The organism is Amycolatopsis xylanica (assembly GCF_900107045.1).
Taxonomy (GTDB): Bacteria; Actinomycetota; Actinomycetes; order Mycobacteriales; family Pseudonocardiaceae; genus Amycolatopsis; species Amycolatopsis xylanica.
The window spans coordinates 497,989-523,269 of record NZ_FNON01000004.1; the positions used below are offsets into that span (position 1 = coordinate 497,989).

Annotated in this window: 17 protein-coding genes and 1 pseudogene; 2 read left to right on the plus strand and 16 right to left on the minus strand. The window is 69.7% G+C overall.

The features are described 5' to 3' along the window. The first annotated feature begins 195 nt into the window (after positions 1-195). Positions 196-1,008: a GNAT family N-acetyltransferase gene (locus BLV57_RS21210; RefSeq protein ID WP_218134850.1), complete on the plus strand. Its 813-nt coding sequence runs from the start codon at positions 196-198 to the stop codon at positions 1,006-1,008. On the opposite strand, the gene BLV57_RS21215 is transcribed toward BLV57_RS21210, so the two are convergent. Continuing rightward, positions 1,005-1,895, minus strand: a complete 891-nt coding sequence (locus BLV57_RS21215; protein WP_091291339.1) for a LysR family transcriptional regulator — start codon at positions 1,893-1,895, stop codon at positions 1,005-1,007. The two genes, BLV57_RS21210 and BLV57_RS21215, sit on opposite strands and share 4 nt — an antisense overlap. Positions 1,896-1,976: 81 nt before the next feature. Between BLV57_RS21215 and BLV57_RS21220 the strand changes: the two genes are divergently transcribed. After that, positions 1,977-2,957 (plus strand): YncE family protein, encoded by a 981-nt coding sequence (locus BLV57_RS21220; protein ID WP_091291340.1) that lies wholly within the window; start codon positions 1,977-1,979, stop codon positions 2,955-2,957. A gap of 335 nt (positions 2,958-3,292) precedes the next feature. On the opposite strand, the gene BLV57_RS21225 is transcribed toward BLV57_RS21220, so the two are convergent. From BLV57_RS21225 to BLV57_RS21295, 15 genes and pseudogenes are all read right to left on the minus strand, one after another. Further along, entirely contained in the window at positions 3,293-5,821 is a 2,529-nt protein-coding gene (locus BLV57_RS21225) for an FtsX-like permease family protein (protein ID WP_091291341.1), read from the minus strand. Then, on the minus strand, positions 5,815-6,546 hold the full coding sequence (locus tag BLV57_RS21230; protein WP_218134865.1) for an ABC transporter ATP-binding protein: 732 nt from the start codon (positions 6,544-6,546) through the stop codon (positions 5,815-5,817). The genes BLV57_RS21225 and BLV57_RS21230 overlap by 7 nt, the downstream gene beginning before the upstream one ends. Positions 6,547-6,660: 114 nt before the next feature. Continuing rightward, positions 6,661-8,019: a zinc metalloprotease gene (locus BLV57_RS21235; protein ID WP_091291345.1), complete on the minus strand. Its 1,359-nt coding sequence runs from the start codon at positions 8,017-8,019 to the stop codon at positions 6,661-6,663. Between the two features lie 137 nt (positions 8,020-8,156). Beyond that, the gene (locus BLV57_RS21240; protein WP_091291347.1) at positions 8,157-11,474 is read right to left on the minus strand and encodes a serine hydrolase; all 3,318 of its coding nucleotides are present in this window, start codon (positions 11,472-11,474) and stop codon (positions 8,157-8,159) included. 39 nt (positions 11,475-11,513) lie between these two features. Continuing rightward, positions 11,514-12,212 (minus strand): annotated as a pseudogene (locus BLV57_RS21245) (ABC transporter ATP-binding protein); the annotation flags it as partial. After that, positions 12,209-14,050: a dipeptide/oligopeptide/nickel ABC transporter permease/ATP-binding protein gene (locus tag BLV57_RS21250; RefSeq protein WP_091291349.1), complete on the minus strand. Its 1,842-nt coding sequence runs from the start codon at positions 14,048-14,050 to the stop codon at positions 12,209-12,211. The gene BLV57_RS21250 and the pseudogene BLV57_RS21245, both read right to left, overlap by 4 nt. Position 14,051: 1 nt before the next feature. Further along, on the minus strand, positions 14,052-14,999 hold the full coding sequence (locus tag BLV57_RS21255; protein ID WP_091291351.1) for an ABC transporter permease: 948 nt from the start codon (positions 14,997-14,999) through the stop codon (positions 14,052-14,054). After that, positions 14,996-16,573, minus strand: a complete 1,578-nt coding sequence (locus BLV57_RS21260) for an ABC transporter substrate-binding protein (protein ID WP_091291353.1) — start codon at positions 16,571-16,573, stop codon at positions 14,996-14,998. Before BLV57_RS21260 ends, BLV57_RS21255 begins: the two co-directional genes overlap by 4 nt. Continuing rightward, positions 16,570-17,460 (minus strand): serine hydrolase, encoded by an 891-nt coding sequence (locus tag BLV57_RS21265; RefSeq protein WP_091291356.1) that lies wholly within the window; start codon positions 17,458-17,460, stop codon positions 16,570-16,572. The genes BLV57_RS21260 and BLV57_RS21265 overlap by 4 nt, the downstream gene beginning before the upstream one ends. Then, entirely contained in the window at positions 17,457-18,842 is a 1,386-nt protein-coding gene (locus tag BLV57_RS21270; protein ID WP_091291358.1) for a serine hydrolase domain-containing protein, read from the minus strand. The genes BLV57_RS21265 and BLV57_RS21270 overlap by 4 nt, the downstream gene beginning before the upstream one ends. A 13-nt stretch (positions 18,843-18,855) precedes the next feature. Beyond that, complete coding sequence (locus tag BLV57_RS21275; protein WP_091291360.1) at positions 18,856-19,731, minus strand: serine hydrolase; 876 nt, start codon at positions 19,729-19,731, stop codon at positions 18,856-18,858. A 19-nt stretch (positions 19,732-19,750) separates the two neighbouring features. Next, a complete protein-coding gene (locus BLV57_RS21280; protein ID WP_091291967.1) occupies positions 19,751-21,037 on the minus strand; it encodes an MFS transporter in 1,287 nt (428 codons plus the stop codon). A 549-nt stretch (positions 21,038-21,586) separates the two neighbouring features. Further along, the gene (locus BLV57_RS21285) at positions 21,587-23,239 is read right to left on the minus strand and encodes a PucR family transcriptional regulator (protein ID WP_091291969.1); all 1,653 of its coding nucleotides are present in this window, start codon (positions 23,237-23,239) and stop codon (positions 21,587-21,589) included. Between the two features lie 76 nt (positions 23,240-23,315). Then, positions 23,316-24,422 (minus strand): o-succinylbenzoate synthase, encoded by a 1,107-nt coding sequence (gene menC / locus BLV57_RS21290; protein WP_091291362.1) that lies wholly within the window; start codon positions 24,420-24,422, stop codon positions 23,316-23,318. After that, a complete protein-coding gene (locus BLV57_RS21295; RefSeq protein ID WP_091291971.1) occupies positions 24,419-25,249 on the minus strand; it encodes a GNAT family N-acetyltransferase in 831 nt (276 codons plus the stop codon). The genes menC and BLV57_RS21295 overlap by 4 nt, the downstream gene beginning before the upstream one ends. Between the last annotated feature and the right edge of the window lie 32 nt (positions 25,250-25,281).

Here is a 25,281-nt window from a genome sequence, read left to right on the forward strand (position 1 = left end):
AACCGCCCAGTGCGACAGGAACGTTCCATGATCACCTGTCGTCATCCGAATAGGTGACCAAAAATTCGCCCTGTGCGTTTTTTGTGCGGGTTTTGTGTGTGCTCTTTCGGCGGTTTTTCAATTCTGCTGGAAAATCCGGTTTCGCCGTGGCCCGGTCTCCGGCACAGTAGGCACGCCACCGACGAAGGGAAAGCCGTGCCGCTGTTCTGCGACATCGCGCTCGCCGAGCGCATCGAGCGAGCCGAGGCCCGGCTCATGGCCGAAGCCTGCGAGGCCGCTCACCGGCGACGGGGCGACGGGCGCGGCTTCGTGCTGCCGGTCGCCGGCGGCAGTGCGAGCTTCGCCGAGCCGGACTCGCCGTTCAACAAGGTCGCGGGGCTCGGCTTCGGCGGCGTCCCCGTGCTCGACGAGGTCGAGGCCGCGTTCGCCGAGCACGGCTCCCCCGTCCAGGTCGAACTCTCCCAGCTCGCCGATCCGGCCGTCGGCGAGCAGCTGACCACGCACGGGTACCGGCTCGTCTCGTTCGAGAACGTCCTCGGTCTCGCGCTCGGCCCGCCACGCGACCGCGTCACCCCGGACGGCGTCGAGGTCCGGCGAACCGACGATGTCGGACTGTGGCTGGCGGTCGTCGCCGACAGTTTCGCCGAGGCCGACAGCCAAGGCGTCGCCTCCCATGAGGCCTTCCCACGCGAGACCATCGAGAACGCCATGCGCGACTTCGCGGCCGTCGGGGTCCGGCGCTACCTCGCGCTCCGGAACGGCCAAGTGGCCGGCGGCGGCGGATTCCGGGTCACCGACGGGATCGCGCAGCTGACCGGGGCGGCGACCCTGCCAGCCCATCGGCGGCACGGCGTGCAGACCGCGTTGCTTTCGACCAGGCTCGCCGACGCCGAGGGCTGCGATCTCGCCGTCGTCACCACTCAGCCGGGCTCGAAGTCGCAGGAGAACGTGCAGCGCCAAGGGTTCGATCTGCTCTACACCCGCGCGATCCTCATCAAGGACGTCTAGTCGGCCAGCACGGCGCGGACGCGCTCGCGGAGCCAGCGGTGGGCTCGGTCGGCGTCGTTGCGGGGGTGCCAGGCCATGCCGACGACGATCGGCGGGAGGTCGAGCGGGATCTCGATCGTGCGCAGGCCGAGCGCCTCGACCCAGTCCGCGCCGATCCGGCACGCGGCGAGGCAGACGACGTCGGTGTCGCGGGCCAGGAACATCGAGGCCGAGTAGGTGGGGACCACCGCGACCACGCGCCTGGTCAGGCCGAGATCGTCGAGACGGTCGTCGATGGGACCACGGGTGCGGCCGCGGCGGGACACCACGACGTGGTCGGCGTCGGCGAAGCGGCGGGCGGTGACCTTGCCTTTCGCCAGCGGGTGCGACGCGCGCACGACGCCGGTCATCGTCGAAGTGCTCAGCGTTTCGGTCAAGATCTCGGGGTCGACGTGATCGATGACGCCGAGTTCGAGGTCGATCGCGCCCTCGCGCAAGGCCGGTGTGTCCTCCATGGACTCCGGACGGAACCGCAACGTGATACCCGGCGCATGGCGGCGGATGTCGCTGAGCAGCGGGGCAGCGACCATGGACAGCAAAGCGTCGCTGGTCTGGATGGCGAACGAGCGTTCCACTGTGGACGGATCAAGATCCTGCGGTGGCGCGAAAACCGCCCGCGCGCGTTCGACGAGAGCGCGTACCTCGGGCCGCAGCTCCTGCGCCCGCGGCGTCGGCACGAGCGTCCGGCCCGCGCGTACCAGCAGCGGATCGTCGAGCACGCGGCGAAGCCTGGCCAGCGTCCGGCTCATCGCGGGCGCCGAAGTGTGCAGCGCGTCGGCCGCCGCGGTGACGCTGTTCTCGCGCAGCAACGCGTCCAGCGCGACGACCAGGTTCATGTCCAGCTCCATGTCGCCGATTATCACAGGTGCAACTACTCATTGACAACGTTGCACTGGTGATAATCCGGGATCGCTCCTAGCTTCGAAGACATGACAACACTCGCCATTGCCTGCCAGCGCGACGCGACCCTCGTCTTCCTCGACACCGAAACCGGAGAACGCCTTGAGACGCTCGACATCGCACCCGAGCCGCACGAAGCCTGCTTCGACGCCGAGCGCGGGCTCATCTACGTCAGCCACACGTACAAGTCGGGCTGGTACTTCCAGAACTCCGGCCGCGCCAGCCTGATCAGCGTGATCGACGCCGAAACCCGCAAGGTGATCGACGTCATCGACATCGCGCCCGACCACGGCCCCCACGACCTCCAGTGGGACGCGGCCACCGACAACCTCTACGTCGCCGTCGAGTCCGGCGAAGGCCGCACCGGCGCGATCCTCATGATCGACCCGGCCACCCGCAAGATCCTCGACCGCATTCCGGTCGACGCCCACGGCCCGCACTGGTTCGCGATCACCCCGGACAGCGCCAAGCTCTACACGGCCAACAAGGAGACCCCGTTCGTCTCGGTGGTCGACCTCGTCGGGGGCACGATGACCGCCCGCGTCGAGGTCCCGAGCACCGAAGGCATCGCGGCGCTGGACGACCGGGTCATCGTCGCGGGCCCGGTCTTCAGCGGCGCGGACCGCACCGAGGCGAACGGCCTGTTCGTGATCGACACGGCCAAGGACGTGGTGACCCGGTTCGTCGAGACCGAGGAGCCGGTCACGGCCGTGCACGCGACCGCGTCCGGCAGGCTCCTGGTCTCCGAGGTGCCCGCCTCGGCGGGACCGGAGGGGCTCGTCATGCGTGACGGGATGCTGCGGATCTACGACTCCGGCTCACTCGAACTGCTGAAGCGGCTTCCGATCGGGGCGGGTGCGCTGAGCATCCGGTCGACGGCGGATGGCGCGCTCGCCTTCGTCGCGAACTCGGGTTCGGGGACCGTCACGGTGATCGACGTCAACGGCCTGTCCGTGCTCAACACCTTCGCGGCCGACGGCGGCGCCCACGGCATGGCCGTCGTGGCCTAAAGGGGTCGTGAGTGTTCCGGCCGGTTAGAACCGGCCGGAACACTCACGACCTCAGTCTGGGTGCCGCGCGGGAAACGCAAACTCGCGTGCGCAGTGGGCAAAAATCCGTATGCGACAGGCAAACATGTGTACGGGAAGGGCAAAGGTGCTGTGCGAGTGGTAACTCCGCTGCGTCTAACGGAGCAGAGGTACCACTCGCGCAGGCTTTCACGCTTGACCTACTGCGTTGGGTTCGGCAGGGGAACGCCTCGCCCGCGACTGCCACCGGAGACCAGGGGTCGTGAGTGTTTTGGCCGGTTAGAACCGGCCGGAACACTCACGACCCCGATGGCGGGCTACTCCTTGATGCCGATCGCTTCGACGGGCTTGAGGCGGAGGGCGAGGCGGGCCGGGATTTCGGTGGCGGCCAAGCCCAGGACCGTCACGATGCCGATCAGTCCGAAGTAGAGCGCCGGTGGGACGTAAGGCATCGGGGAGCCGCTGAGCGCGATGCTGATCGGGACCAGCGTCGCGGCCGCCACCGCGGAGCCTAGGATGATCGACGAGACCACCACCAGCGCGCTTTCCCAGCGGGTCGTGCGGAGGACCTGCTTGCGGGTGGCGCCGACCAGGCGGAGCAGCGCGAACTCGCGGCGGCGGGCGCCGGTGGCCATGACCAGCGTGTTGACCACGGCGATGCCGGTGTAGAGCATGATGATCCCGACCACCAGCAGGTTGATCCACATGTTGGCGCGCAAGGCACCGGTCCGCGCTGCCTCGACCGACGCGCCGTCGGCGACCACGAGATCCGGGAACTGAGCCTTCAGGACCGGCAGCGCCGAGGCGTCGGCCTTGATCAGCACCTGGTCGTCACGCTGGCTGTTCGTGTGACCGGCCACCAAAGCCCGGTCGACCACGATCTTGCCCAGCCCTTGCTCACGCTCGAAGATGCTGACCACCCGCACCTCCACCAGCGTGGCGTCGCCCAGGCGCAGCTTGACCGAGCCGCCCAGCGACACGTCCAAAGAGGACGCGGTCGCCGCGGACACCGCGATGTCGTTGCCGCGCACCTTCGTCAGGTCGCCCTGGGACGGCCGCAGGTCCAGGGTCTTCCCGAGGTCACCCGGGCTGACCACCATCGTGTCGATCGCGTCGTTCATCGACTCGGTGCCCGGGGGAAGCTCCTCCTTCAGCTGGGTCTGGCGCAGTGACGTGACCGACGAAACGCCAGGGACAGCGGCGATCTCGGCCGGGACCGAGGCCGGGATGCCTTGGGGCGCGGTCAAAACGTAGTCCGCCGTGATGCTCGTCTTGCCGCTCTCCTCGGCCACCCGGACCTGCGTGGTCTGGACGAACATCGCCACACAGCCGAAGCCGATCGCCAGCACCAGCGGCACGATCGAACCCGCCAGCCTGCCCACGTTGGTGGTGCTGTTCGCACTCGCCAGGTAGCCGCCGACCCGGTAGCGGCGCATCAGCGGCGCCGCGAGGAAGGCGATCACCTTGGCCACGACCGGCCCGAGCACGGCGATCGCGATGATCAACAGGATCGCCACGCCGCTGGCGGCGCCCGCCGCCGCGACCCCGCTCAGGAACGCGGATGCGATCAGCAGCGCGACACTGCCCGCCGCCAGTACCAAGCCGGTGAAGAGCCTGCCCTTGCCGATCAGGGTGCGCCCGGTGGCGGCGTCGCCGAGTGCCTCGGTCGGACGGATCTTGGCCGCGCGGCGGACCGCGCTCAGGCCGGCGAGCACCGCCGCGACGACGAGGGCCGAGACCACGGCCACCGCCGGAAGCGGGCCGTTGACCAGCTCGACCTCACGAGGCACCATGCCGAAGCCCTGGAACATCTCCAGCAGCCACTTGCCGACCGGGAACCCGGGCAGGCAGCCCACCACCGCGGCGAGCAGGCCGAGCACGAAGGCCTCGCCGCTGACCATCTGGCGGAGCTGGCGCGGCGTGGTGCCGATCGCGCGGAGCAGCGCCATCTCGCGCTGGCGTTGCTGGACCGAAAGCGCGAGCGTGCTGGAGACCACGAAGACCGCGATCATCAGCGCGATGCCGCCGAACGACCCCGCGAGAGCCAGCAGCAGCGCCAGCGCGTTGCCGTCGTCGATGAACTCGCCCGCGCCGCGGTCGGTGCCGGTGCGGACCTCGAAACCATGTGCCGGCAACGCTTTCTCGAGGGACTCCTGGAGCGCGTCCACCGAAGTGCCCGGCTTGGCGAGCACGCCGAACGCGTCCACCCGGCCGCCGGTCGCGGCCAGTTCCGTGGCACGGTCCGGGGTGAAGAACACCGTGGCCTGCTTGGCGAACTCGCCGCCGGACGGCTCGGCCACACCGGAGACCCGATACGGCGCCGGGGCGTCGTTGACCTGGACGTCGACGGTGTCGCCGACCTTCAGCCCCGCACGCTGGCCGACCACGATCTCGTTGGGACGCTGCGGAGCCTTGCCCGATTTCAGCTCGAACGGCGTGAGCTGCGCGCTGTCCCAGCCGTGCCCGAGCACCGGGGCGCCCGGCGTCTGCTTGCCCAGGGTCACGGGGAACGACACGTCCGGCACGACCGCGCGGACGCCGGGCACGGCCGCGAGCTTCGCGGCGAGCGCCGGGTCGAGGCGGATGCGTTCCTTCAGCTGATCCGGCGAGTCGGGGGTGTCGGGTTCGAAGCGGTCCTTCTTCGGCTTCTCGGTGTGGAAGGACTGGTCGGCGGTGACGACCACCTCGGTGCCGCGGTAGCGCTCGGTCGGCACACCGCCGGCGATGCCGGTCTGCAGCAGCAGGCCGCACGCGGTGATCAGGGTGGACGCGACCAGCAAGGTCAGGAAGGCCGCGGCGAACGCGCCCTTGCGCGCCCGCAGTGTCTTCATCGCGAGGCTCAGCATCGGACGGCCCCCTGCTCGGCCAGGTGGGTCATCCGGTCGGCGACGGCGGCCGCGGTCGGGTGATCGAGGTGGCCGACGAGCCTGCCGTCGGCCAGGAACACCACGCGGTCGGCGTAGGATGCGGCGACCGGGTCGTGGGTGACCATGATCACGGTCTGCTGGTGCTGGTCGACGACGCGGCGCAGCAGCGACAGCACCTCACCGCCGGTCGTGGTGTCCAGCGCGCCGGTCGGCTCGTCTCCGAAGACGACGTCCGGCCTGGTCACCAGCGCGCGGGCGATGGCGACGCGCTGCTGCTGGCCACCCGACAGCTCGCCGGGCCGGTGGTGCAGCCGGTCGGTGAGGCCGACCTCGGCCACGACCTGCTTGAACCAGCCCTGGTCGGCCTTGGTGCCCGCGAGCCGCGCGGGCAGCAGGATGTTGTCGCGCACGGTCAGCGAGCCGATCAGGTTGAACGCCTGGAAGACGAACCCGATCCGCGCGCGGCGCAGCTCGGTGAGCTTGCGCTCGTTCAGCTTGGCGAGATCGACGTCACCCAGCTGGACGGAGCCTGCGTCGGGCCGGTCGAGCCCGGCCGCGCAGTGCAGGAAGGTGCTCTTGCCGGACCCGGACGGGCCCATCACCGCCGTGAAGGTGCCCGGCGGGAACAGGGAGGAGACGTCGCGAAGCGCGTGGACCGCGTTGGCGCCCTTCCCGTACGTCTTGCTGACACCTGCGATGCGAATCACGCGAATCTCTCCTGTGGTCGGTCCCGAATCCTCTGCCCAGAAGGCTAGGAAGGATCCGGGACGACCACAGTGGACGAGCCAGGCGGCTCGATGGTGGTGCTGGCACCACCATCAGACCGGGCGGATCTCCCAGTGATGCGGTGCGAGGTAGGGCTGGGTCATCTTGCAGAGCGCGTCCCACACGGACATCGCGTGGAAGGGAAGCACGGTCATGCCGTCGCTCATCATGCTCGAGGTGTGCGAGGGGAAGTTCGGCGCCGCGAGGCCCGCCAGCTGGCAGAGCTTGAGGTATTCGGCCTTCACCGTCGCCTTGGCGCGGTCCTCCGGCTTGGCGTTCGGCGAGTTCGGCGGATCCTCGTACTCGTCGGGCAGCCCCAGCATGTGGCCGAACTCGTGCACGGAGACGTTGTACTGGAGGTCGTTGAGCTCGCTCTGCTCCAGCTCCTCGTCGATCCGGATGGTGAGCGTGACCGCCTCGGGGATCGGCGAGCCCAGCTGGATCGTGTTCCCGTCGGGAAGCTTCTGCAGGAACTCCACCACGCGTCTGGCCTGCGCGTCCCAGTCCTCCCGTTTCTCCACGATCTTGTTCCCCGGCGGGGAAATGATGATCGGCACCGGACGGGTCCCCGGCATCCGGCGGCCCGCGATCTTGGAGAAATCGGTGAGCTTGTCGGCGAGGATGGTGGGGATCTCACCGTCGAATCCCAGGAACAGGGCGCTCATCATCGCCTCGATGGTGGTGTCCTCATTGTCGCGCCGCACCCGCAAGGGCAGGTGGAAAATGTTCCACATGGATTCCAACACCGCTTGAAGCCGTCTTCGCTCATGCATGGTGATGATCTGCGCCGCGAGGACATGGGCGAAGTCGTCCAGATGGAAATCCAGGAGATCCAATTGATCCCTGGCTTGCGGATTACCGGTGATCACCTGCTTGAGCGACAGGAAGCCCCGGCATTCACGCAGGTAGATCGGGCGTCCTTTCTGCACCTTGGCCGGGTCTTCCTTCGGCCGGGACAACGCCAGCGTGAAGTGACTTTGGCCTGGCGGAACGATCTCCACCCGGAACCGGCAGGTGACCGGTGGCAGGTCCGTCCAGCCAGGCCGCCTGCAGCGGAAGGTCCATTTGCCGTTCCAGTACGCGGGCACGCGGTTCTTGAACTTCGCCGCCAGCGCCTGCTGTTCGGCCTGCGGGACGTCGCCTGCGCCGATGTCGATCTTCATGATGATCTCCATGACACCGGCGTGCTGGTCGTACTGGCAGTCGAACCGTCCGCGTCCCAGTGACGAGACGAAGTTCTGCCGAGTGAAAACCGAGCCGTTGAACCTGGTGCGATCAAAGCATCCGGTCGGCGCGCCGTCGAAAACAGGAATCGGAACCATGTCCCCGCCGTGCGCGCACGCCGGTTTCGCGGCCGGCGGCAGCTGATCAAAGGTTCCGGTGCAGACCGTGCACGAGTAGCGATTCGTCATTGAGGCCTCCTCCGCCGGAGACACGGTACGTGGAATCGGAGTACTCGCGACGGCCGATCCCCGGAACGGAGCAACTCGCGTACCCGCTCGGCCTAGCAAGGGTTCGCGGGTGCCGTGGCACCCGCGAACCCTTGCGGTCAAGCGACTTTCGGCGTCGCCCTGACACCGAGGTGCACGTACGGCTCCCCCGTCGGGAGCGCGTAGAACACCACCGGCATCCAGGACCGCGTGCCCGGCTCGCGGGTGACGTAGAGACCGTCGGAGACCGGCACCAGATCGGTGACCACCACAGGATCTGGCACCAGCGCGGCCAGTGGCCCGGTGGCGGTGCGGCGCATCCGCACGACGTCACCTTCCGGGTAGACCTCGAGTGTGACCGAAGCCCTTTCGTAGACGCCGAAATGCCGTGATGAGTCCACTGTGGATGGTGTGACGGGTGGCTCCAGCTGTGCGGGCATCGTGACGCCTGCCAGTTCGGCGAAAATCTCACCGTACAGCTCACGGTAGAGGTCCGAGGCGCCTTCACCATTGGTGAGGAGGGTGACCGCCAGGCCTTGCGACGGCAGGATCCGCAGGAACGCCGACTGCCCGATCGTGTTGCCGTCGTGGCCGTAGAGCGGCTCGCCGCCCCAGTCGAACCGGATCCAGCCGAGACCCCACGAGTCGCCGATGCTGTGCTTGTCGGGCAACTCGACCTGCTTCTCGATCATCAGCGCGACCGAGTCCTCGCTCAGCACCTGGGTGCCGTCGGGCGCCTTGCCGCCGTTCAAGTGCAGGCGCGCGAACGCCAGCACGTCCTGGACCGAGGCGGTGATCAGCCCCGCCGGGCCCACCGAACGGGGCAGTCCCCACGCGGGCCCTGGCCGGATCTCCCCGTCCACCTTGACGTGGCCCATCGCGGCGCGGAACATCAGCGCCTCTTCCGGCAGCGTGGTCGCGCTCTTCATGCCGAGCGGTGCGAAGATCCGCTCGCTCATCGCCTGATCCCAGGTCTTGCCGGTGAGCTTCTCGATCAGCCTGCCCATCAGCACGAAACCCGAGTTGCAGTAGGAGAAGGTCGCGCCGAGCGGATGCATCTGCGCGGTGTCTTCGAGCAGCTCGACGAACTTCTCCAGGCAGTCGTCGCCGCGGCCGGTGTCGGTGAACACGTCGCCGTCGATGCCGCTGGTGTGCGTGAGCAGATGCCGCAGGGTGACCTGCTTGGTCACGTCGGGGTCGGCCAGCCGCAGCTCGGGCAGCACGTCGACGATCGGCGCGTCGAGCCCGATCAGGCCCTCGTCGACCAGCTGCATGGCGACGGTCGAGGTCCAGACCTTGCTGATCGACCCGATCTGGAACACCGAGTCCGGGGTCGCCTCGACGCCGGTGGCCGTGTTCAGCACGCCTGTGCTCAGGCAGATCGGCTCACCGTCACGCTGAATCCCCAGTGCCGCACCGGGAACGCCGTGCTTGCGCGCCAGCGCGGTCAGCCGCCGCTGCCAGTGCGCCGCGTCGATCGGGCGGCGCACCGTGGCGCCGGGCGCGACCGCGTACCGCTGGACCCACTCGGCGATCCGGCGGTTGAAGTCGATCCGGTGCGACGGGCGACCGTCCAAAATGAACAGATGCGAGCCGCCGGGGTAGCGCACCAGCTCGGTCGGCACGTCCCGCTCACGCAGCGCGGCGAACCACTGCTCGGCCTGCCCGACCGGGCAGCGGTGGTCCTCCTCGCCCTGCACGATCAGCGTCGGCGTGCGCACCTGCTCGACCCCGTCGAACGGCGACGAGCGCCGGTAGAGTTCGCGGTCTTCCCACGGGTTCGCGCCGATTTCGGTGACGGCCATGAAGCGCCCGAAGTCGGAGGTTCCGGCCACGCTGGTCAGGTCGCTGACCACGCCGCCCGCGACCGCGGCGGCGAACCGGTTGTCGCGGCTCGTCAGGTAGCAGGTCATGTAGCCGCCGTAGCTGTACCCGGACACGGTCAGGCGCTTCGGGTCCGCGACGCCCTCGGCGACGAGATCGTCGAGTGGCTCGAGGAAGTCCTTCACGTCGGCCGTGCCCCATTGCCCGACCGCGCCGGTGAAGAACGACTCGCCGTAACCGTCGCTGCCACGCGGGTTGAGCAGCAGCACCGCCCAGCCGCGCGCGGCCAGCTCCTGGTGGTAGAGGTGGATCGCGTCGGCGACACCGCTCCAGGCGTTGTGCGGTCCGCCGTGGATGTCCAGCAGCAGCGGTTGCGGCCCTTCGATCGAGGGGTCGCGCACCAGCCAGCCGTGCACGGTCGTGCCGTCGGAGATGGCGAATTCCCGTTCCTGCGGAACGAAAAGCTCGACACCCTCAGGTGCAGAACCGTGCGAGGTGAGCAGGGTGATCGTGCGGTCGGTCAGGTCGACGGCGACGATCTCGCCATAGGACTCCGGCGTGGCCAGCACGGCGACCGCGGTGGTGCCCGCGGTGTCCAAACCGGACACCGAGGTCGTCGCGTCGCCGAGAATCCGGCGTGGTGCGGCATCGGTGGTCGTGTAGAGGTGGGTGTGCCCGCGGTCGCGCACGCAGAACAGCACCGAGCCGTCCTCGAGCGCACGCGGCAGCGCTCCGGGGTAGCCGGGGCCGCCCGGCATCAGGTTGCGGTCGAGCGGTGCGGTCACGCTGACGGCCTCGCCGCCGTCGAGCGGCACCCGGAGGAGTTCGGTGTGCCCGGTCTCCGTGGTGCGGGCGCCGACGACCAGCAACGCGGCGCCGTCGGCGGTCCAGCTCACCACGCCGCACTGCCCGGTGCCGGACCCGATCAGGCGCGGGTCGTCGGAGCCGTCGGCGGCCACCACGTACGCGGCGGAGCGGAACGTGAGGTCGGCGTCGTCGTCCATCGAGGCGGCGAACGCGAGCCGCTTTCCATCCGGTGACCAGGCGGGGTCGCTCGCGTGCCAGTCCCCTTCGGTGACCTGCCGGACGTCGCCCGACGCGACGTCGACGACGTGCAGGTGCGTGCGGATGGTCCGCACCAGCCCGGCGCCGTCGGCCTTGAATCCGAGCTTCTCGACAACCACCGGGGCGGACGCTCGCCGCTCGCGGGCGGCGTCGTCCTCGCCCTCGGCCGCGGCCAGGTCGATCGGCGCGGTGAAGGCGATCTTCGTGCCGTCCGGGCTCCACACCGGCGTGCCCGCGCCGAGTGGCAGCTTGGTCAGCTGCTCCGGTTCGCCGCTCGACGCGGGCAACAGCCATACGTTCCCCTCGCGCAGGAACGCGATTTTGGCGCCATCCGGGGAAAACGCGGGGGCCAGATCGGCCTTGCCCGTGGTCAGCCGGACGGCGTCGCCGCCGTCGATCCCGACCTGCCAGAGCGTGTGGACGGTGGCGTCGGCTTCGCGATCGGCGGTGCGGAGCACGTACACGACGCGGCTGCCGTCGGGCGCGATCGCCGGCTGCTGGGGAAAGGCGAGCGCGTAGAGGTCATCAGTGGTCAGGCGCCGGGTCATACGGCTGTCTCCTTAAGCGACGGTCGGGATGTGGTTGTCCAGAAGTTCTCGCGTGTACTCGTGCTGGGGGTCGGTGAGCACCTGCTCGGCGGGGCCCGCCTCGACGATGCGGCCCTGGTACATCACGGCGACGAAATCGCTGACATACCTGACTACCGCGAGGTTATGCGAAATGAAGAGCATGGAGAGGCCCAAGCGCCGCTGCAGCTCTCGGACCAGGTTGAGCACCGCGCCCTGCACGGAGACGTCGAGCGCCGAGGTGATTTCGTCGGCGATCAACGCCTTGGGGTTGCCTGCGAGCGCACGGGCCAGCGCGATCCGCTGCCGCTGCCCGCCGGAAAAGTGGGCCGGGAGCTGCCCGGCCCGGTCGGGGTCGAGCCCGACCAGATCGAGCAGCCTGGCCACCTCGGCCGCCTTGCCCGGTGCCCGCCGGGGCATCGCCTCGGCGATGGCGTCGCCGATGCGCATCCGGGGATTCAGCGAGGAATACGGGTCCTGGAACACCATCCGGACCGGCTGTGGCCTGGGCAGTTTCCGTACGTCGACACCGTCGAGCAGCACCGCGCCCGCGCTGGGCGCGACCAGTCCGACGGCGGTCCGCGACAGCGTCGACTTGCCGGACCCTGACTCGCCGACCAGGCCGACGACCTGACCGGACGGGACGGTCAGGCTGACTTCGTCGACCACGGCCAGCTCGCCGTAGCGCACGCTCACGGCGTCGAACTTCAGCTCGCTCATACCGAACCTCCCACCCAGCAGGCGACCTTGTGTCCATTCCCGGTGAGCACCGGATCCTCGGTTCGGCAGCGGTCTTCGGCCAGTGGGCAGCGGTCGGCGAACGCGCAGCCCTCGGGCATCCGGCCGGGCTCCGGCGGGCGGCCGGGAATCACCATCAGCGGGGCGTCCCGATCTGTCGTCAAGTCGACACTGGTGGCCAGCAGTGCCCGTGTGTACGGATGCCGCGCGTTGCCCGGCAGCCCGGCGGTCGGCAGGTCCTCGACGACCCGTCCCGCGTACATCACCAGCACGCGTTCGCAGGTCTGCGACACCACCGCGATGTCGTGGCTGATCAGCAGGATCGCCGCGCCCTCCTCCCGGCGCGTGCGGGTGAGCAGCCGCAGCACCTCACGCTGGACGGTGACGTCGAGCGCGGTGGTCGGCTCGTCGGCCACGATCAGTTTCGGCTTGCCCATCAGGCCCATGGCGATCATGGCCCGCTGGCGCATGCCGCCGGAGAACTGGTGCGGGAACTGCCGGGACCGCCGCACGGCGTCCGGGATCCGCACGGCCGCGAGCCGGTCCACCGCGCGGGCGAGCGCGTCCTTGCGCGTGAACCCTTGGTGCTGCTGGGAAACCTCGGCCAGCTGCCAGCCGATCCGCCGGGTCGGGTTGAACGAGGACATCGGGTCCTGGAACACCATCGCCAGCGAGGTGCCGAGCACCCTGTCCAAAGTGGACTCCAGTGGTGTCCCGTCGAACTCGAGCCGGTCGGCCGTCACCTTGGCGGGCGCCTCGAGCAGGCGAGAGACCGCCAGCGCGGTCAGGCTCTTGCCCGAGCCCGACTCGCCGACCACGCCCACCGCTTCCCCGGCCTGAACCGAGAAACTCACGCCGCGCACCGGCTCCGTCCAGCCGTCCTGCCTCGGGAAGGCCACCCGCAGGTTCTCGACCACGAGCACCGGGTTCTCCCCCGCCACGACGGCCGGGGCTGGCGCGTGCGGCTCCGGCGGCTCGCCCGCCTTGCGCTTCGAGGTCAGCGTGCGCAACCCGACCACGGCGGCCACGGTCTCACCGGCGAGGTTGAACGCCAGCCCGGCCAGCACCACCGCGACGCCGGGGGCGAGCGCGGCGGCCGGGTTCACGTAGACGCCGTCGAGACCTTCGCGCAGCAGCCTGCCCCAGTCGTAGTCCGGCGCCTGCACGCCGATGCCGAGGAAGGACAGCCCGGAGAACGCGAGCAGCGCCGAACCGGCGCCGATAGTCGCGTTCACCACCAGCGGCTCGGCGATGTTCGGCAGCACGTGCCTGGTCAGCAGCCGCAGCCTGCCCACACCGGAAACCCTTGCCGCGGCGACGAAATCCCGCCCGGCGATACCGGCGGAGAGCGTCTGCACGAGCCTGGCGAACCCGGGAGCCATGGCGAACGCGATCGCCACGACCGCGCCCTGCGTGCCGACGCCGATGATCGCCGCGAGGAACAGCGCCAGCAGCAGCCCCGGGAACGCGACCGCGATGTTGACCGCCGAGACCAGCAGCCGGGCGGCCCGCCGCGGCAGCACGGTCGGCAGCATGCCGAGCACGAGACCGGCCAGCAGGCCGATCACGGTCACGAGCAGTGCCAGCGCGACCGAGATCCTGGTCGCCACCAGCGTGCGATAGAGAATGTCGCGGCCGAGCGCGTCGGTGCCGAACGGGTGTGCTCCCGACGGCGCCTGGGCGATCGCGTCGGTGTCGACGACCGAGGCCGCGTCTCCCCAGATCATCGGCGCGACCACGGCCAGCGCGACCATGACGGCCAGCAGCACCGCCGCGCACGCGCCGACCGGGGTCCGCGCCGCGTCCCGGATCCGGTTCATCTCAGGCCTCCCGAATCGTCGAACGCGGATCGAGCACCGCGAGCAGCACGTCGACCAGCAGGTTCACCAGCAGCACACCGGCGCCGTAGACCAGCACGATCCCCTGCACCAGCGGATAGTCCTTACCGACGATCGAAGCCACGATCGTCGACCCGAGCCCCGGCCAGGCGAACACGTTCTCCACCAGCACCGTCCCGGCGACCATGCCGGTCAGCATGAGCCCGCCGAGCGTCAGCGAAGCGGTCAGCGCGTTGGGCAGCGCGTGGTGCGCGTACACCTTCCACGCCGGCAGCCGCTTCGCTCGCGCCGTGCGGACGAAGTCGTTGTCCAGCACCGAAAGCACCTCGACCCGGACGATCCGCGAGAGCACGGCGGCCGGCGCGATCGCCAGCGCCAGCACCGGCAGCACGTACGACGCGGCGTCCGCGCTGCCCGCCACCGGGAACCAGCCGAAGCCGACGGCGAGCACCGCGACCAGCCCGACCGCCAGCAGGAACTCCGGGATCGCGGCCAGCACGACGCTCACCGAGGTGAACGCCAGCTCGCCACCGCGGCGCCTGCCGCCGCGGGTGAGCACCGCGAACAGCACGCCGAGCGGCACCGCCACCACCACGACCAGCGCGAACGCCAGCACGGACAGCTGCAGGGTGGCGGGCAGCCGGTCGCCGATCACGTCGGCGACCGGCTGGCCGCTGGCCATCGAGGTGCCGAACTCGCCGGTGAACAGCCCGCGCAGGTAGTGCACGTACTGCAGCCACAGCGGATCGTCGAGCCCGAGCGCCGCCCGCCGGGCCCGGATCAGCTCGGCGGGGGCGCCCATGCCGAGCGACGCGCGGACCGGGTCGCCCGGCACCAGGTGGATCATCGCGAACGCGGCGGTGGCCAGCACCCACAGCGACACGGCGAACCGCCCGACGCGCCGGGCGGTGAAGCCCGGCCAGGTGGTCATGACGCGTACATCCGGATCGACGACGGGGTGATGCTGGCCTGGCTGACCACGAACTTCGCGCCGCTGCCGAAGTACGGGACGACGGCATTGGTGTAGGGCACCACGTCGAGCTTCTTGAACAGCGCGGTCTCGGCAGCCAGCCAAGTCGGGCAGCCCGCCTCGCCCGGCGACGCCGCGGCCTCGGTGACCATGCGGTCGTAGTCGGGGTTCTTGATGTGCGCGAAGTTGGTCCCGTCCGGCGCGGACGGGCCGGACATGAACGGCACGGCCATGCTCGGCAGCGTCAGCCCGATCGGGCCGAGCGAGACCTCCCATTCGCCGGTGCCGAAAAGCAGCGTCGAAAGCCCGGGGCTGTCGACGGCCTTGAGCGTCACGTCGGCGCCGATCGCCTTCCACGCCTGCTGGAACAGTTCGGCCGTCGGCGCCATGGTCGGGCCGAGCTGCGTGCCATAGAGGACCGTCATGGCGAGCTTCTTGCCGCCCTTGGCGCGGATGCCGTCCGGTCCGGCCTTCCAGCCTGCGGCGTCCAATGTGGACTTCGCGGCCGCCTGGTCGAACGCGGGGAGTGTCCCCTTGACGCTGTCGCCCGCGCAGACCGCGGGTTCGGCGGTGACCAGGCCCTGCGCGGGTTTGCCGCTGCCCGCGGTCAGCACCTTGGCGAGCTGCGGGAGGTCGAGTGCCTGGGTCAGCGCGCGGCGCACCGCCTCGTCACTGCCCGGCCTGCCCTCGGCCTGGTTGTAGAAGATCTCGCCCATCGCCGTGGTGAAGTCGGCGTGGAAGAGCTTGCGCGCCTCCAGCCGCTGGCGGTCGGGCCCCGGCATGGCCGCGGCGTTGAGCTCACCGGAGAGCAACAGGTTGGCCGCGGTGGTGAGGTTCGAGATCACCCGGAGGTTCACCTTGTCCGGCAGGCCCGGCTCGGCCTTCCACTGGCCGGGTCCCCAGGTGTACTCCTTGCGGCGGGTCAGCGTGTAGTGGTCGTTCGGCACGAGCTCGGACATGGCGAACATGCCGGTGCCGCTTTCCCCCTTCGCGAGGAGCTTGCGGTCCTTCAACCCCTTGTCGCACACGATCGCCAGGCTGCCGACGTTGCGGAGCAGGAAGGCGTCCTTCGCGCCGCTGGTCACCACGACCGTGCGGCTCGCCTCATCGGCCGTGGCCTTGGTGCCGGGGGTGATCATGACGCCGAGCATCGGCGACTTGTTCGCCGGGTCGCCGACGAAGCCGATGTTCGCGGCGACCGTGGCCGCGGTCAGCGGCGAGCCGTCGGAGCAGGTGATGCCGGGGCGCAGGGTGAACGACGCGGTGGTGGTCGTCGCGTCCCACTTCTCGGCGAGGCTCGGGATGGGCTTCCCGTCCGCGTCGACGTCGATCAGGGTGTCGTAAAGGAACCGGGCGACCTGGCCGGTCACCGAGAGCACGCTCATGTGCGGGTCGAGGTTGCCGGGATCGGAGCCGAGGCCGAAGCTGAACGTCTTGCCGTCCACCGGCTTCTGGTTCGCGGTGTCACCGGAACCGGTACCGCAGGCGCTGACGAGCGCCACCACCGCGACCACCGCGGCGCAGGTACGGATCATCGGGTTGCTCCGATCAAGTGGTCGACGGCGAGGCGGGCGGCCTTGCCGATGGAGGCGTCGACCGCGGGCAGGCGGAAGGCGAGTGACTCGGCGCGGGTGAACACGGCGACCGCGAACCGGCGGCCGTCCGGAAAGGACACGACGCCTGCTTCGTTGCGGACGGCGGGCAGAGTGCCGGTCTTCGCGGCGACCTGGACCTCGTCGCCGAACCCGGACGAGAGCCGGTGTGGCCAGACCTGCTTGGCCATGATCGAGCGGACCCGTTCGCACGCCGCGGGTTCGGCGGCCTCGTCGGTCCAGATCGCTTCGAGCAGCCGGGCGATTTCCCTGGGGGTGGAGGAGGTCGTGCGCGCGGGGTCGAGCACGGCGAGCTTCCAGATCTGCTCGGGCGTGGCGGCCATGAGCACCTCTTCTTCGTCGGCGTTCTCGTCTGCGCCGAGGTCCGCGAGGATCGACTTGCCGAGGTCCTCGCAGCAGCCGAGGATCCTGGTCCGGCCGAGCCCGAGGTCGGCGAGCACCTGGTCGACGGCTTCCTGCCCGACGCGGTGGAACACCACGTCGGTGGCCGCGTTGTCGCTGATGGTCAGCATGAGCAGCGCGAGGTCACGCCAGCTCATCTCGACGTCGTCGGCGCAGCCCGCGGTGCCGATGCCGCCGACGCGGTACCGCGCGCCGACCTTGGTGCGCGCGGTCTCGTCGAGGCGTCCGGCGACGACCTCCCTGGCGTAGGCGACACCGACCGGGATCTTGAGCACGGACGCCAGCACCACCTGGTCGTCCCCGCCGACGGAGACCTCGGCGTGGCCGCCGATTTCCCTGGCGTACAAGAAGCCTTGCGCGCCCGCGTCGGCGAAGACCTGGGCGATCTGCGTTTCGACGGTGCTCATGCGGTCACCCGCCGGACACCGCGGACGGCGTGCAGCAGCAGCGCGCGGCCTTCGCCGTCGTCGCCGATGAAGGACTGCGGGACGTAGATGCCCTGGATCGGCTTCAGCGGGATCAGCGTGTTCTCGCCGAACGCGACCAGCTCGACCTTGTCGGGCACGAGCACGTCCTCGAAGACGCCCTGGGGCACCTTCTCCATCCAGACCCTGCCGTCCTCATCCTGGCTGATCACCGTGCGATCGACGGCCGAGGCGTACTCGCCGACGAAGCGGGTGGCGTCGATGCGCGGTGCGGCGGCGTCGGGCACCGGCAATGCGGGCATCTCGACACCGGCCAGTTCGGACAGTGCCTTGCCGAGGATCTCCTGGGCGACCGCCATCACGTTGCCACCGTTGGTCAGCACGACGACCGCGACGTCCTTGCCTGGCACGATGCGCAGGAACGAACTCTGGCCGATCGTGCCGCCGTCGTGGCCCGGCACCGGGCCGCCCGGCCAGTCGTAGAGCGTCCAGCCGAGTCCCCAGGTGTCGCCGACCAGGCCGGTCTTCGGCACCTGGATCTGGGTTTCCCGCATGGCGCGGGCACTTTCGGCGCTCAGCACGCGGGTGCCGTTCTCGCCTTCGCCGTCACGCAGGTGCATCGCGGCGAAAGCGATCAGGTCGCGCGGGCGCATGGCGAGCATCGATCCGGCCGGCGCGTTCGACGGCGCCAGCACCGAGGCGGGCGCCAGCTCGGGTTCGGCGTCCGGGTCGGCCTGGACGTGACCGTGCGCGGCACGGTAGCGGACCGCCTCGTACGGGCTGGGCGCCACGTGGGTCAGGCCGAGCGGGGTGACCAGGTGCTCGGTCAGGCAGTCCGCGAACGGCTTGCCCCGCAAGACTTCGATCAGCCTGCCGAGCACGCAGTAGCCGGCGTTGTTGTAGGAGAACAGCTCGCCGGGCGCGAACAGCTGCGGCACCTCGCCGAAGCTGTCGACCAGCTTCTCGACGGCGTCGTCGCCTCGGCCGGTGTCGGTGAAGATGTCACCCTCGAAGCCTGCGGTGTGGCACATCAGCTGGCGTGTGGTGACGCGAGCGGCGGCTTCGTCGTCCTTGAGTGTGAAGCCCGGCAGGTAGGTGCGGATGGGGACGTCGAGGTCCAGCTTGCCCTCGTCGACGAGCTGCATGGCCAGCGTGGTCGTCCACACCTTGGTGATGGAGCCGATCTGGAACACCGAGTCGGTGGTCGTCTCGACCCCCGTGTTCCGGTTGAGCACACCGGCGGCGGCCTCGACCAGCTCGCCACCCGCGTACACGGCGACGGCGGCGCCGGGCACCTGGTTCTCGGCGAGCAGCCCGGGCAGCCGGTTTTCCAGCCAGGTCCCGATTTCGTGCAGTTTCGACACTGATTCTCCTTTGTCAGGCCGAGCGCAGCAGGCCGACGGCCCGCGCGGCGGCGAATCCGATGAACGCGTCCCGCTCCGGCACCCGGGCGCGGCCATCGACGGCGCGGGTGAAGACGCCGACCGCGTACCGGCCGCCGTCCGGGTATTCGACGACGCCGACTTCGTTGCGTACCAACGGAAGCGTGCCGGTCTTGCCACTGACCTTGACCGCGTCGTCCGGGAAGCCGGAGCGCAGCCGGTGCGGCCAGACCTGCAGTCCCAGCCAGCGCCGGACGTCCGCGCACGCTTGTGGCTGCGCGGCCTCGTCACGCCAGATCAGGCTCAGCAGCTTGGTGATCTCTTCGGCCGTGGTCCCGCGGTTCTGCTTGGGGTCCAAGGCACGCAGCTTGAGCAGCCGCTCGACGGGCAGCTTCGCGAGCAGCAGCTCGTCGTCGAGGTACGTCTCGCCGAGGTCCTCTCCGATGGTCGCGAGCAGGTCGGCGCAGTCGCTGGTGATGATCGTGTTGGGCAGGTCGAGCGTCTTGAGCAGCTCGGCGACCTTCGGGATGCCGATCTTGGCGAGGATCAGGTCGGTCGCGACGTTGTCACTGATGCCGATCATGAGCACCGCGAGGTCGGCCCACGACATGGTCACCTCGTGCTGAAAGGTCGCCAGGCCATAGGGGCTCGGCGTCGGGTGTCCAGGTTGGACGGTCACCGGCTCGGCGATGTCGAGTTCGCCCGCCGCGGCCTGACGCGCCAGTTCCAGCGCGATCGGCACCTTGAACACCGACGCGGTCACCACCGGCTCGCTCTCGCCGATGCCGATCCGGCCAGGCCCGTCCACCTCCTCGGCATGCAGCCACACCTGGACGCCCACTTCCTCGGCGCGGGCCAAGATCTCGTGCATCTGAAACTCCTTTGCGGACTTACCGGAAGCTGAACTGGCCCGCGTGCTGCGGCACCCAGAAGGCGACGACCGCGGTGAGCACGGTGGTGACGATGAGGAACCCGAACGCGGCGGTGAACGAGAAGTGATCGGCCAGCAACCCCATGACCACCGGTGCGATCGCACCGGCCACCTGCCCGCCGAAGTTCATGATCCCGGCGCCCAGCCCGGCCACCGCGGGCGGCAAAACCCGGAGCGGAAGCCCGAAAACGGCCATCGTCGCCAGGCTCGACACCCCCACGGCGAGCGTCTCGTACACGGTGAACTCGACGGTCCCGCCGGCGTTGACCATGAGCGCCAGCAGCACGGCGGTCACGATCGACACCACCGCCAGGTACCAGCGCGCCTTGTCGTGGAAGTACTTGTCGAACAACCAGCCGCCGAGAATCGTGGTGCCGATGCCCACCAGCATGGGGATCGCCGCGTAGACACCGGTCTGGTCCAGCGGCAGGTGCCGCACCTCGACCAGGTAGCTCGGCACCCAGGTGACCAGCCCGTAGGCGAGCATGTTGCTCACGCAGAACAGCAGCGCGAACTTCCAGATCATCGGTGACCGCAGCACCTGCTTACGCGAGATTCCCTGCGGCGCTTGGGTTTCCTTGCGATTCTCACTGAGCCTGGCAGGCAGCGGCTTCGGCAGGATCGCCCACACCACGACACCCAGGATCACCCCGCAGGCGGCGATCCACACGAACGTGTGCCGCCACCCGACGGCCAGCAGCAACGGCCCGACGATCAGCGGCGCGATCCCCGCCCCGACCCCACCGGCCGCCATCATCACCCCGGTCGTGGTCGCCCGGTTCTCCGGCGTGGTCCGCTCGGCGATCGCCTTGATCGAAGCCGCCGGGAAACATCCCTGGCACACCCCGAACAACCCGCGAATCACCAACAGCAGCCCGAAAGTGCCCGCCATTCCCGAAAGCGCGGTGAACACCGACCACATGATCAGCGTGACCAGCATCGGCCCCCGCGACCCGAACCGGTCCGCGAGATACCCGGCAGGAATCTGGCAAACCATGTAAACGAGCGCGAAGACGGTGATGAGCCAGCCCTGTTCGGTCTTGCCGACCTGGAACTCCTGCCCGATCAACGGCAGCGCCATACTGATCGAGAACCGGTCCACGTAGTCCACCGACCAGGCGAACAACATCACGACCATGGTCAGCAACGCGGTCCGGTTGACCCGCCGGGTGGTCCACAGCTCGGCCGTGTCCTGCTCGCTCCCGGCTGTGTTCTCCGCTGTGTTCCCCGCTTGGACCGGCGTCATCGGCGGCTCCTTCATCCGGATCCCTTGCGGCGCAAGGCGTGGCGTTCAGTCTGAACATCCGGTGAAGGTCAGGGTTCGTACGAGCACACGAACCGTCAGTGCATTTTCCGGCCGTCCGCACTAGTCCCGGTGACCGGGACCATGCCTTCGGCCTGGGCTTGCCCCGCTCCAGGCCGCCCGGACGCACAAAAACCACGTTCGCGACGCTGAGCGACACACAAGCCCCGTTCGTTCCGTCCGAGGTCGCCCGCGACCTCGTGCGAAAGCGACATCGGGGGGCGAAGGGTGACGCTGGCGTCCTTTGTGGACTGCCCGGGCAGACCCCGGTTGTATGAAGGCTCCCTTCATCCACCCCGCGCTGTATGAAGGCTCCCTTCATCACGCATAGCCGGATGAAGGCTCCCCTCATACAGACCCAGCTGTATGAGGGCTCCCCTCATACGACGCAGCGTGTATGAAGGCTCCCTTCATCCACCCCGCGCTGTATGAAGGCTCCCTTCATCACGCATAGCTGGATGAAGGCTCCCTTCATCCAGGCTCAGGTCCCCGCTAGGGCTCGTCGGGGCTCGTCGGGAGATCGGGCCCGGGCTGCGGCAGCAGGCGTAGTTGGAGCATCGCGGCGAAGCGCTGCCCCGGGTCGTCGAGGTCGATCTCCCCGACCTCGGCCAGCCGCCGCAACCGGTACCGGAAAGTGTTCGGGTGTACGAAGGCCATAGCCGAAGCCGTGACCACGTCCCCGAAAGCGTCGAGCCAGCACCGCAGCGTATGCACCAGCTGCGACTGATGCCGAGCGTCGTAGTCCAGCAGCCGCGCGACCGGCCCGGCCGCGACATCGCCCCGCGCCGCCGCCAGATCGGCCAGCTCGAGCATCAGAGCGTCGACGTGCACATCCTCGACCGTCGCCACCCGGCGCGAGCCGCCGTTCGTCAGCAGCACCCGCAAAGCCCGATCAGCGCCATCACGCGACCGCCGCAAGCCCGGTCCGTCCGGTGCCAGCGGGCCGATCCCGATCGCCGCACTGACCCGCCGCCCGGTCCGCTCCAGGAACGTGGACGCGAGCCGGACCGACCGGTCCCGGCAATCGGCCACAGGCATCGGCACGATCGCGTAGGCGACATCTCCCACGAGCGCGACCGCCGAGCGCGGCTGAACCGCGCCCAGGTGCATGGCCAGCGCGTCCGCGATCCGCTGGCGGTCGGCGACGCGGCGGACGTCGTCGTCGCCGAGGCCGGCCAGGCCCATCGCGAGGACTATCGCGGGCTGGCCGAGCAAGCCGAGTCTGGCGATCGCCTCGGGCGCGGCCGTTCCGCCTTCCAGTGCGGTGCCGACCAGCTCGGCGCGCAGGCGGCGCTCGACGTCGGCGCCCGCGCGTAACCGCAGCATGTGCAACGCGACGAGTTTGCCCGCGTCGATCAGCGCCTGGGTGCGCAGCTCGCTGAGCGGCCCCGGCACCGCGGCCCAGATCGAGCCGAGGATCTCGTCGCCAGCGCGGACCGCGAGCGCGACGCGGGGCACCGGCATCTCGAACTCCTGCTCGGCCGGGTCGACGTAGACCGGCGCGGTGCCTCGGTACAGCCGCTCGAATACGCCGTTGCGCTCAAGGCCTCGCGTATACCGTTCGGGGACCTGGCGGCCGAGGATCGTCTCGATGCGGCCTTCGTCGGCCTCCTCCTGGCGGCCGGAGAAGGCGAGCACCCGTGACGAAGGGTCCTCAATGGTCACCGGGGCGTCGAGCAGTGACGCGATCGCGTTGGCCAGCGCGAACAGGTCACCGGACGGGATCCCGCCGAGCGTCTGCGCGTCGCCGCCGACGTCGCCCTCGGCGAGCAGGGTGCGCAGCAACGCCGCGAGCTGGGCCCACGACGCGCCTGCGGTGAGGCCGAGCAGCGCGACGCCGGACTTCTCGGCCGCGCGGCGGACCGCGGGCGACGGGTCGAGCGGGAGGCGGACGACCAGCGCCGCCGCGCCCCGCACACCGCACTCGCGCAGGAGGTCGATCACCTCGTCGGGCTCGCGGACGCCGACGCCGAGCACGATCGCGCGGGCCGGGAACTCCGAGGTGTCGAACGGGTCGTGAATGACCACGCCGCCCACGCCGGAGGACCCGCGGACCCCCGCGACAGGCTCCAGCAGCACGTCCCCGAGGTCGTCGAGGACGCGCGCCAGGCTCGTGTGGGTCTTTCCCGGCACCGGTGTCAGCACCATCCGAACGTAATCGCCGTCACAGCGGACCCGATTGGTCCGATCCGACGAAATCTAACACCGGATTCGTCGGCTGCTACGAAGTCAGCCACTTCTTTCGGGTGACGACCTCGGCGAGCCGCTCCGGGATCGGGGAGACGCCCAGTCCGGGCCCGGTCGGCACCGGCAGGTGGCCGCCGTCGAGCACGAACGGCTCGGTGATGTCCTGGCGGTAGAAGCGCTCGGACGCCGACGTGTCGCCGGGCATGGTGAACCCGGGCAGCGAGGCGAGCGCGACGTTGGCCGCGCGGCCCAGTCCGGTCTCGATCATCCCGCCACACCAGACCGGGATGCCGTTCGCCGCGCAGACGTCGTGCACCCGCTTGGCTTCGAGGTAACCACCGACGCGGCTGGGCTTGATGTTGACCACGCGGCACGCGCCGAGCCGGATCGCGTCGGCGGCCGAGCGGGCGTCCACAACGGACTCGTCGAGGCAGATCGGGGTGCGGATGTGCTTGGCCAGCTCGGCGTGGCCGTGCACGTCCTCCTCCTCGAGCGGCTGTTCCAGCAGGAGCAGGTTGAACGGGTCGAGCTTGGCCAGCAGCGGGGCGTCGGCGAGCGTGTACGCGGTGTTCGCGTCGACCTGCAGCAGGATGTCGTCGCCGAAGCGCTCACGGACCGCGCGCACCGGCTCGACGTCCCAGCCCGGCTCGATCTTCAGCTTGATGCGGAGGTACCCGGCGTCGAGGTAGCCGCCGACGACGTCGAGCAGCTGCGGGATCGAGTCCATGATCCCGACCGAGACACCACAGGGCACCCTGTCCTTTGTGGACCCCAGCGCGGTGCCGAACGACAGGTCGTGCGCGCGCAGTTCCGCGTCGAGCACCGCCATCTCCAGCACGCTCTTGGCCATCCGGTGGCCCTTGAACTTGGCGAGCAGCGGCGCGACCTTGTTCGCGGTGATCTCGCCGGCCCCCAGCAAAGCGGGCACCAGGAAGTGCTCGAGCACGTGCTCGACCCCGTCGGTGTACTCCGACGAGTAGACCGGCGCGCCCATCGCGCCGCACTCGCCCCAGCCCTCCCCCGACGGCGTCACCGCGCGCAGCAGCAGGATGTCCCGCGCGTCCTGCGAGCCGAACGAGGTACGGAACGGCGCCACCAAAGGCATGCTGACGCGCAGGACTTCCACACCGGTCAGTTTCACGACTGCTCCCTCGAGACCACGTACCCGCCGGCACGATCGAATCCGACGACCCTGGCGCCGTCCGCCATCAGGCCGTGCAACACCTCGCGCAGCGCGACGCGCCACGCGGTTCCCAGCTCCGGGTCGGCCCGGCGCACCGCCTCGATGTCCGGCGGGATCCCCACCAGCACCACGGGCGTGTCGGCGGACGCGACCACCGGACGGCCGCCGGCATCGGCCAGCAGCACGGGCTCACCGGACGGCAGCGCCCGCCGCGGCTCGCCGAACGCCGCCGCGCACACCGGGTCGCTCAGGAGGTCCCAGGTGACCATGAGCCGGTCGGTGTCGCCGGTCCCGTTGATGGTGTCGCGCATCCGGCCGTAGAAGTTCGGCAGGTAGACGGCCGGATCGGCGGCGAGCTTGGTCAGGTTGAAGTAGGCGTTGCGCCGGATCAGCGGGTCGAACGTCCACGAGATCGCGGTGACGCCCTGGCGCAGCGCCCAGGCACGCTGATGCAGTTTGAGCGCGAACCCCAGTCCCCTGCCCATGCCCTTCGCCGAAACGCCCGCGATGTGGCTGTGCAGCGCGCTTTTCGCCGGGCTGCCGAAGAACCCGAAGCAGGCGCCGAGCAGTTCGCCACCGTCGAAGGCGCCCGAGACGTAGTTGCCCGACGAGACCATGGCACGCAGGAGTTCCGGTGTCACCGGCCCGGCGCCCGGCTCCTCCCGCTGCCAGATCGAGTCGAACAGCTGGCACACCGCGGTCAGATCGGGCACCTCGGCCAGTTCGCGAACGGTCACTCCCGAAGTCGCGGCCGCGGTGTCCGCCGCCTGCTCCGGCGCGTTCATCACAAGTTCGGTCACCTGACCATCCTTTCGGG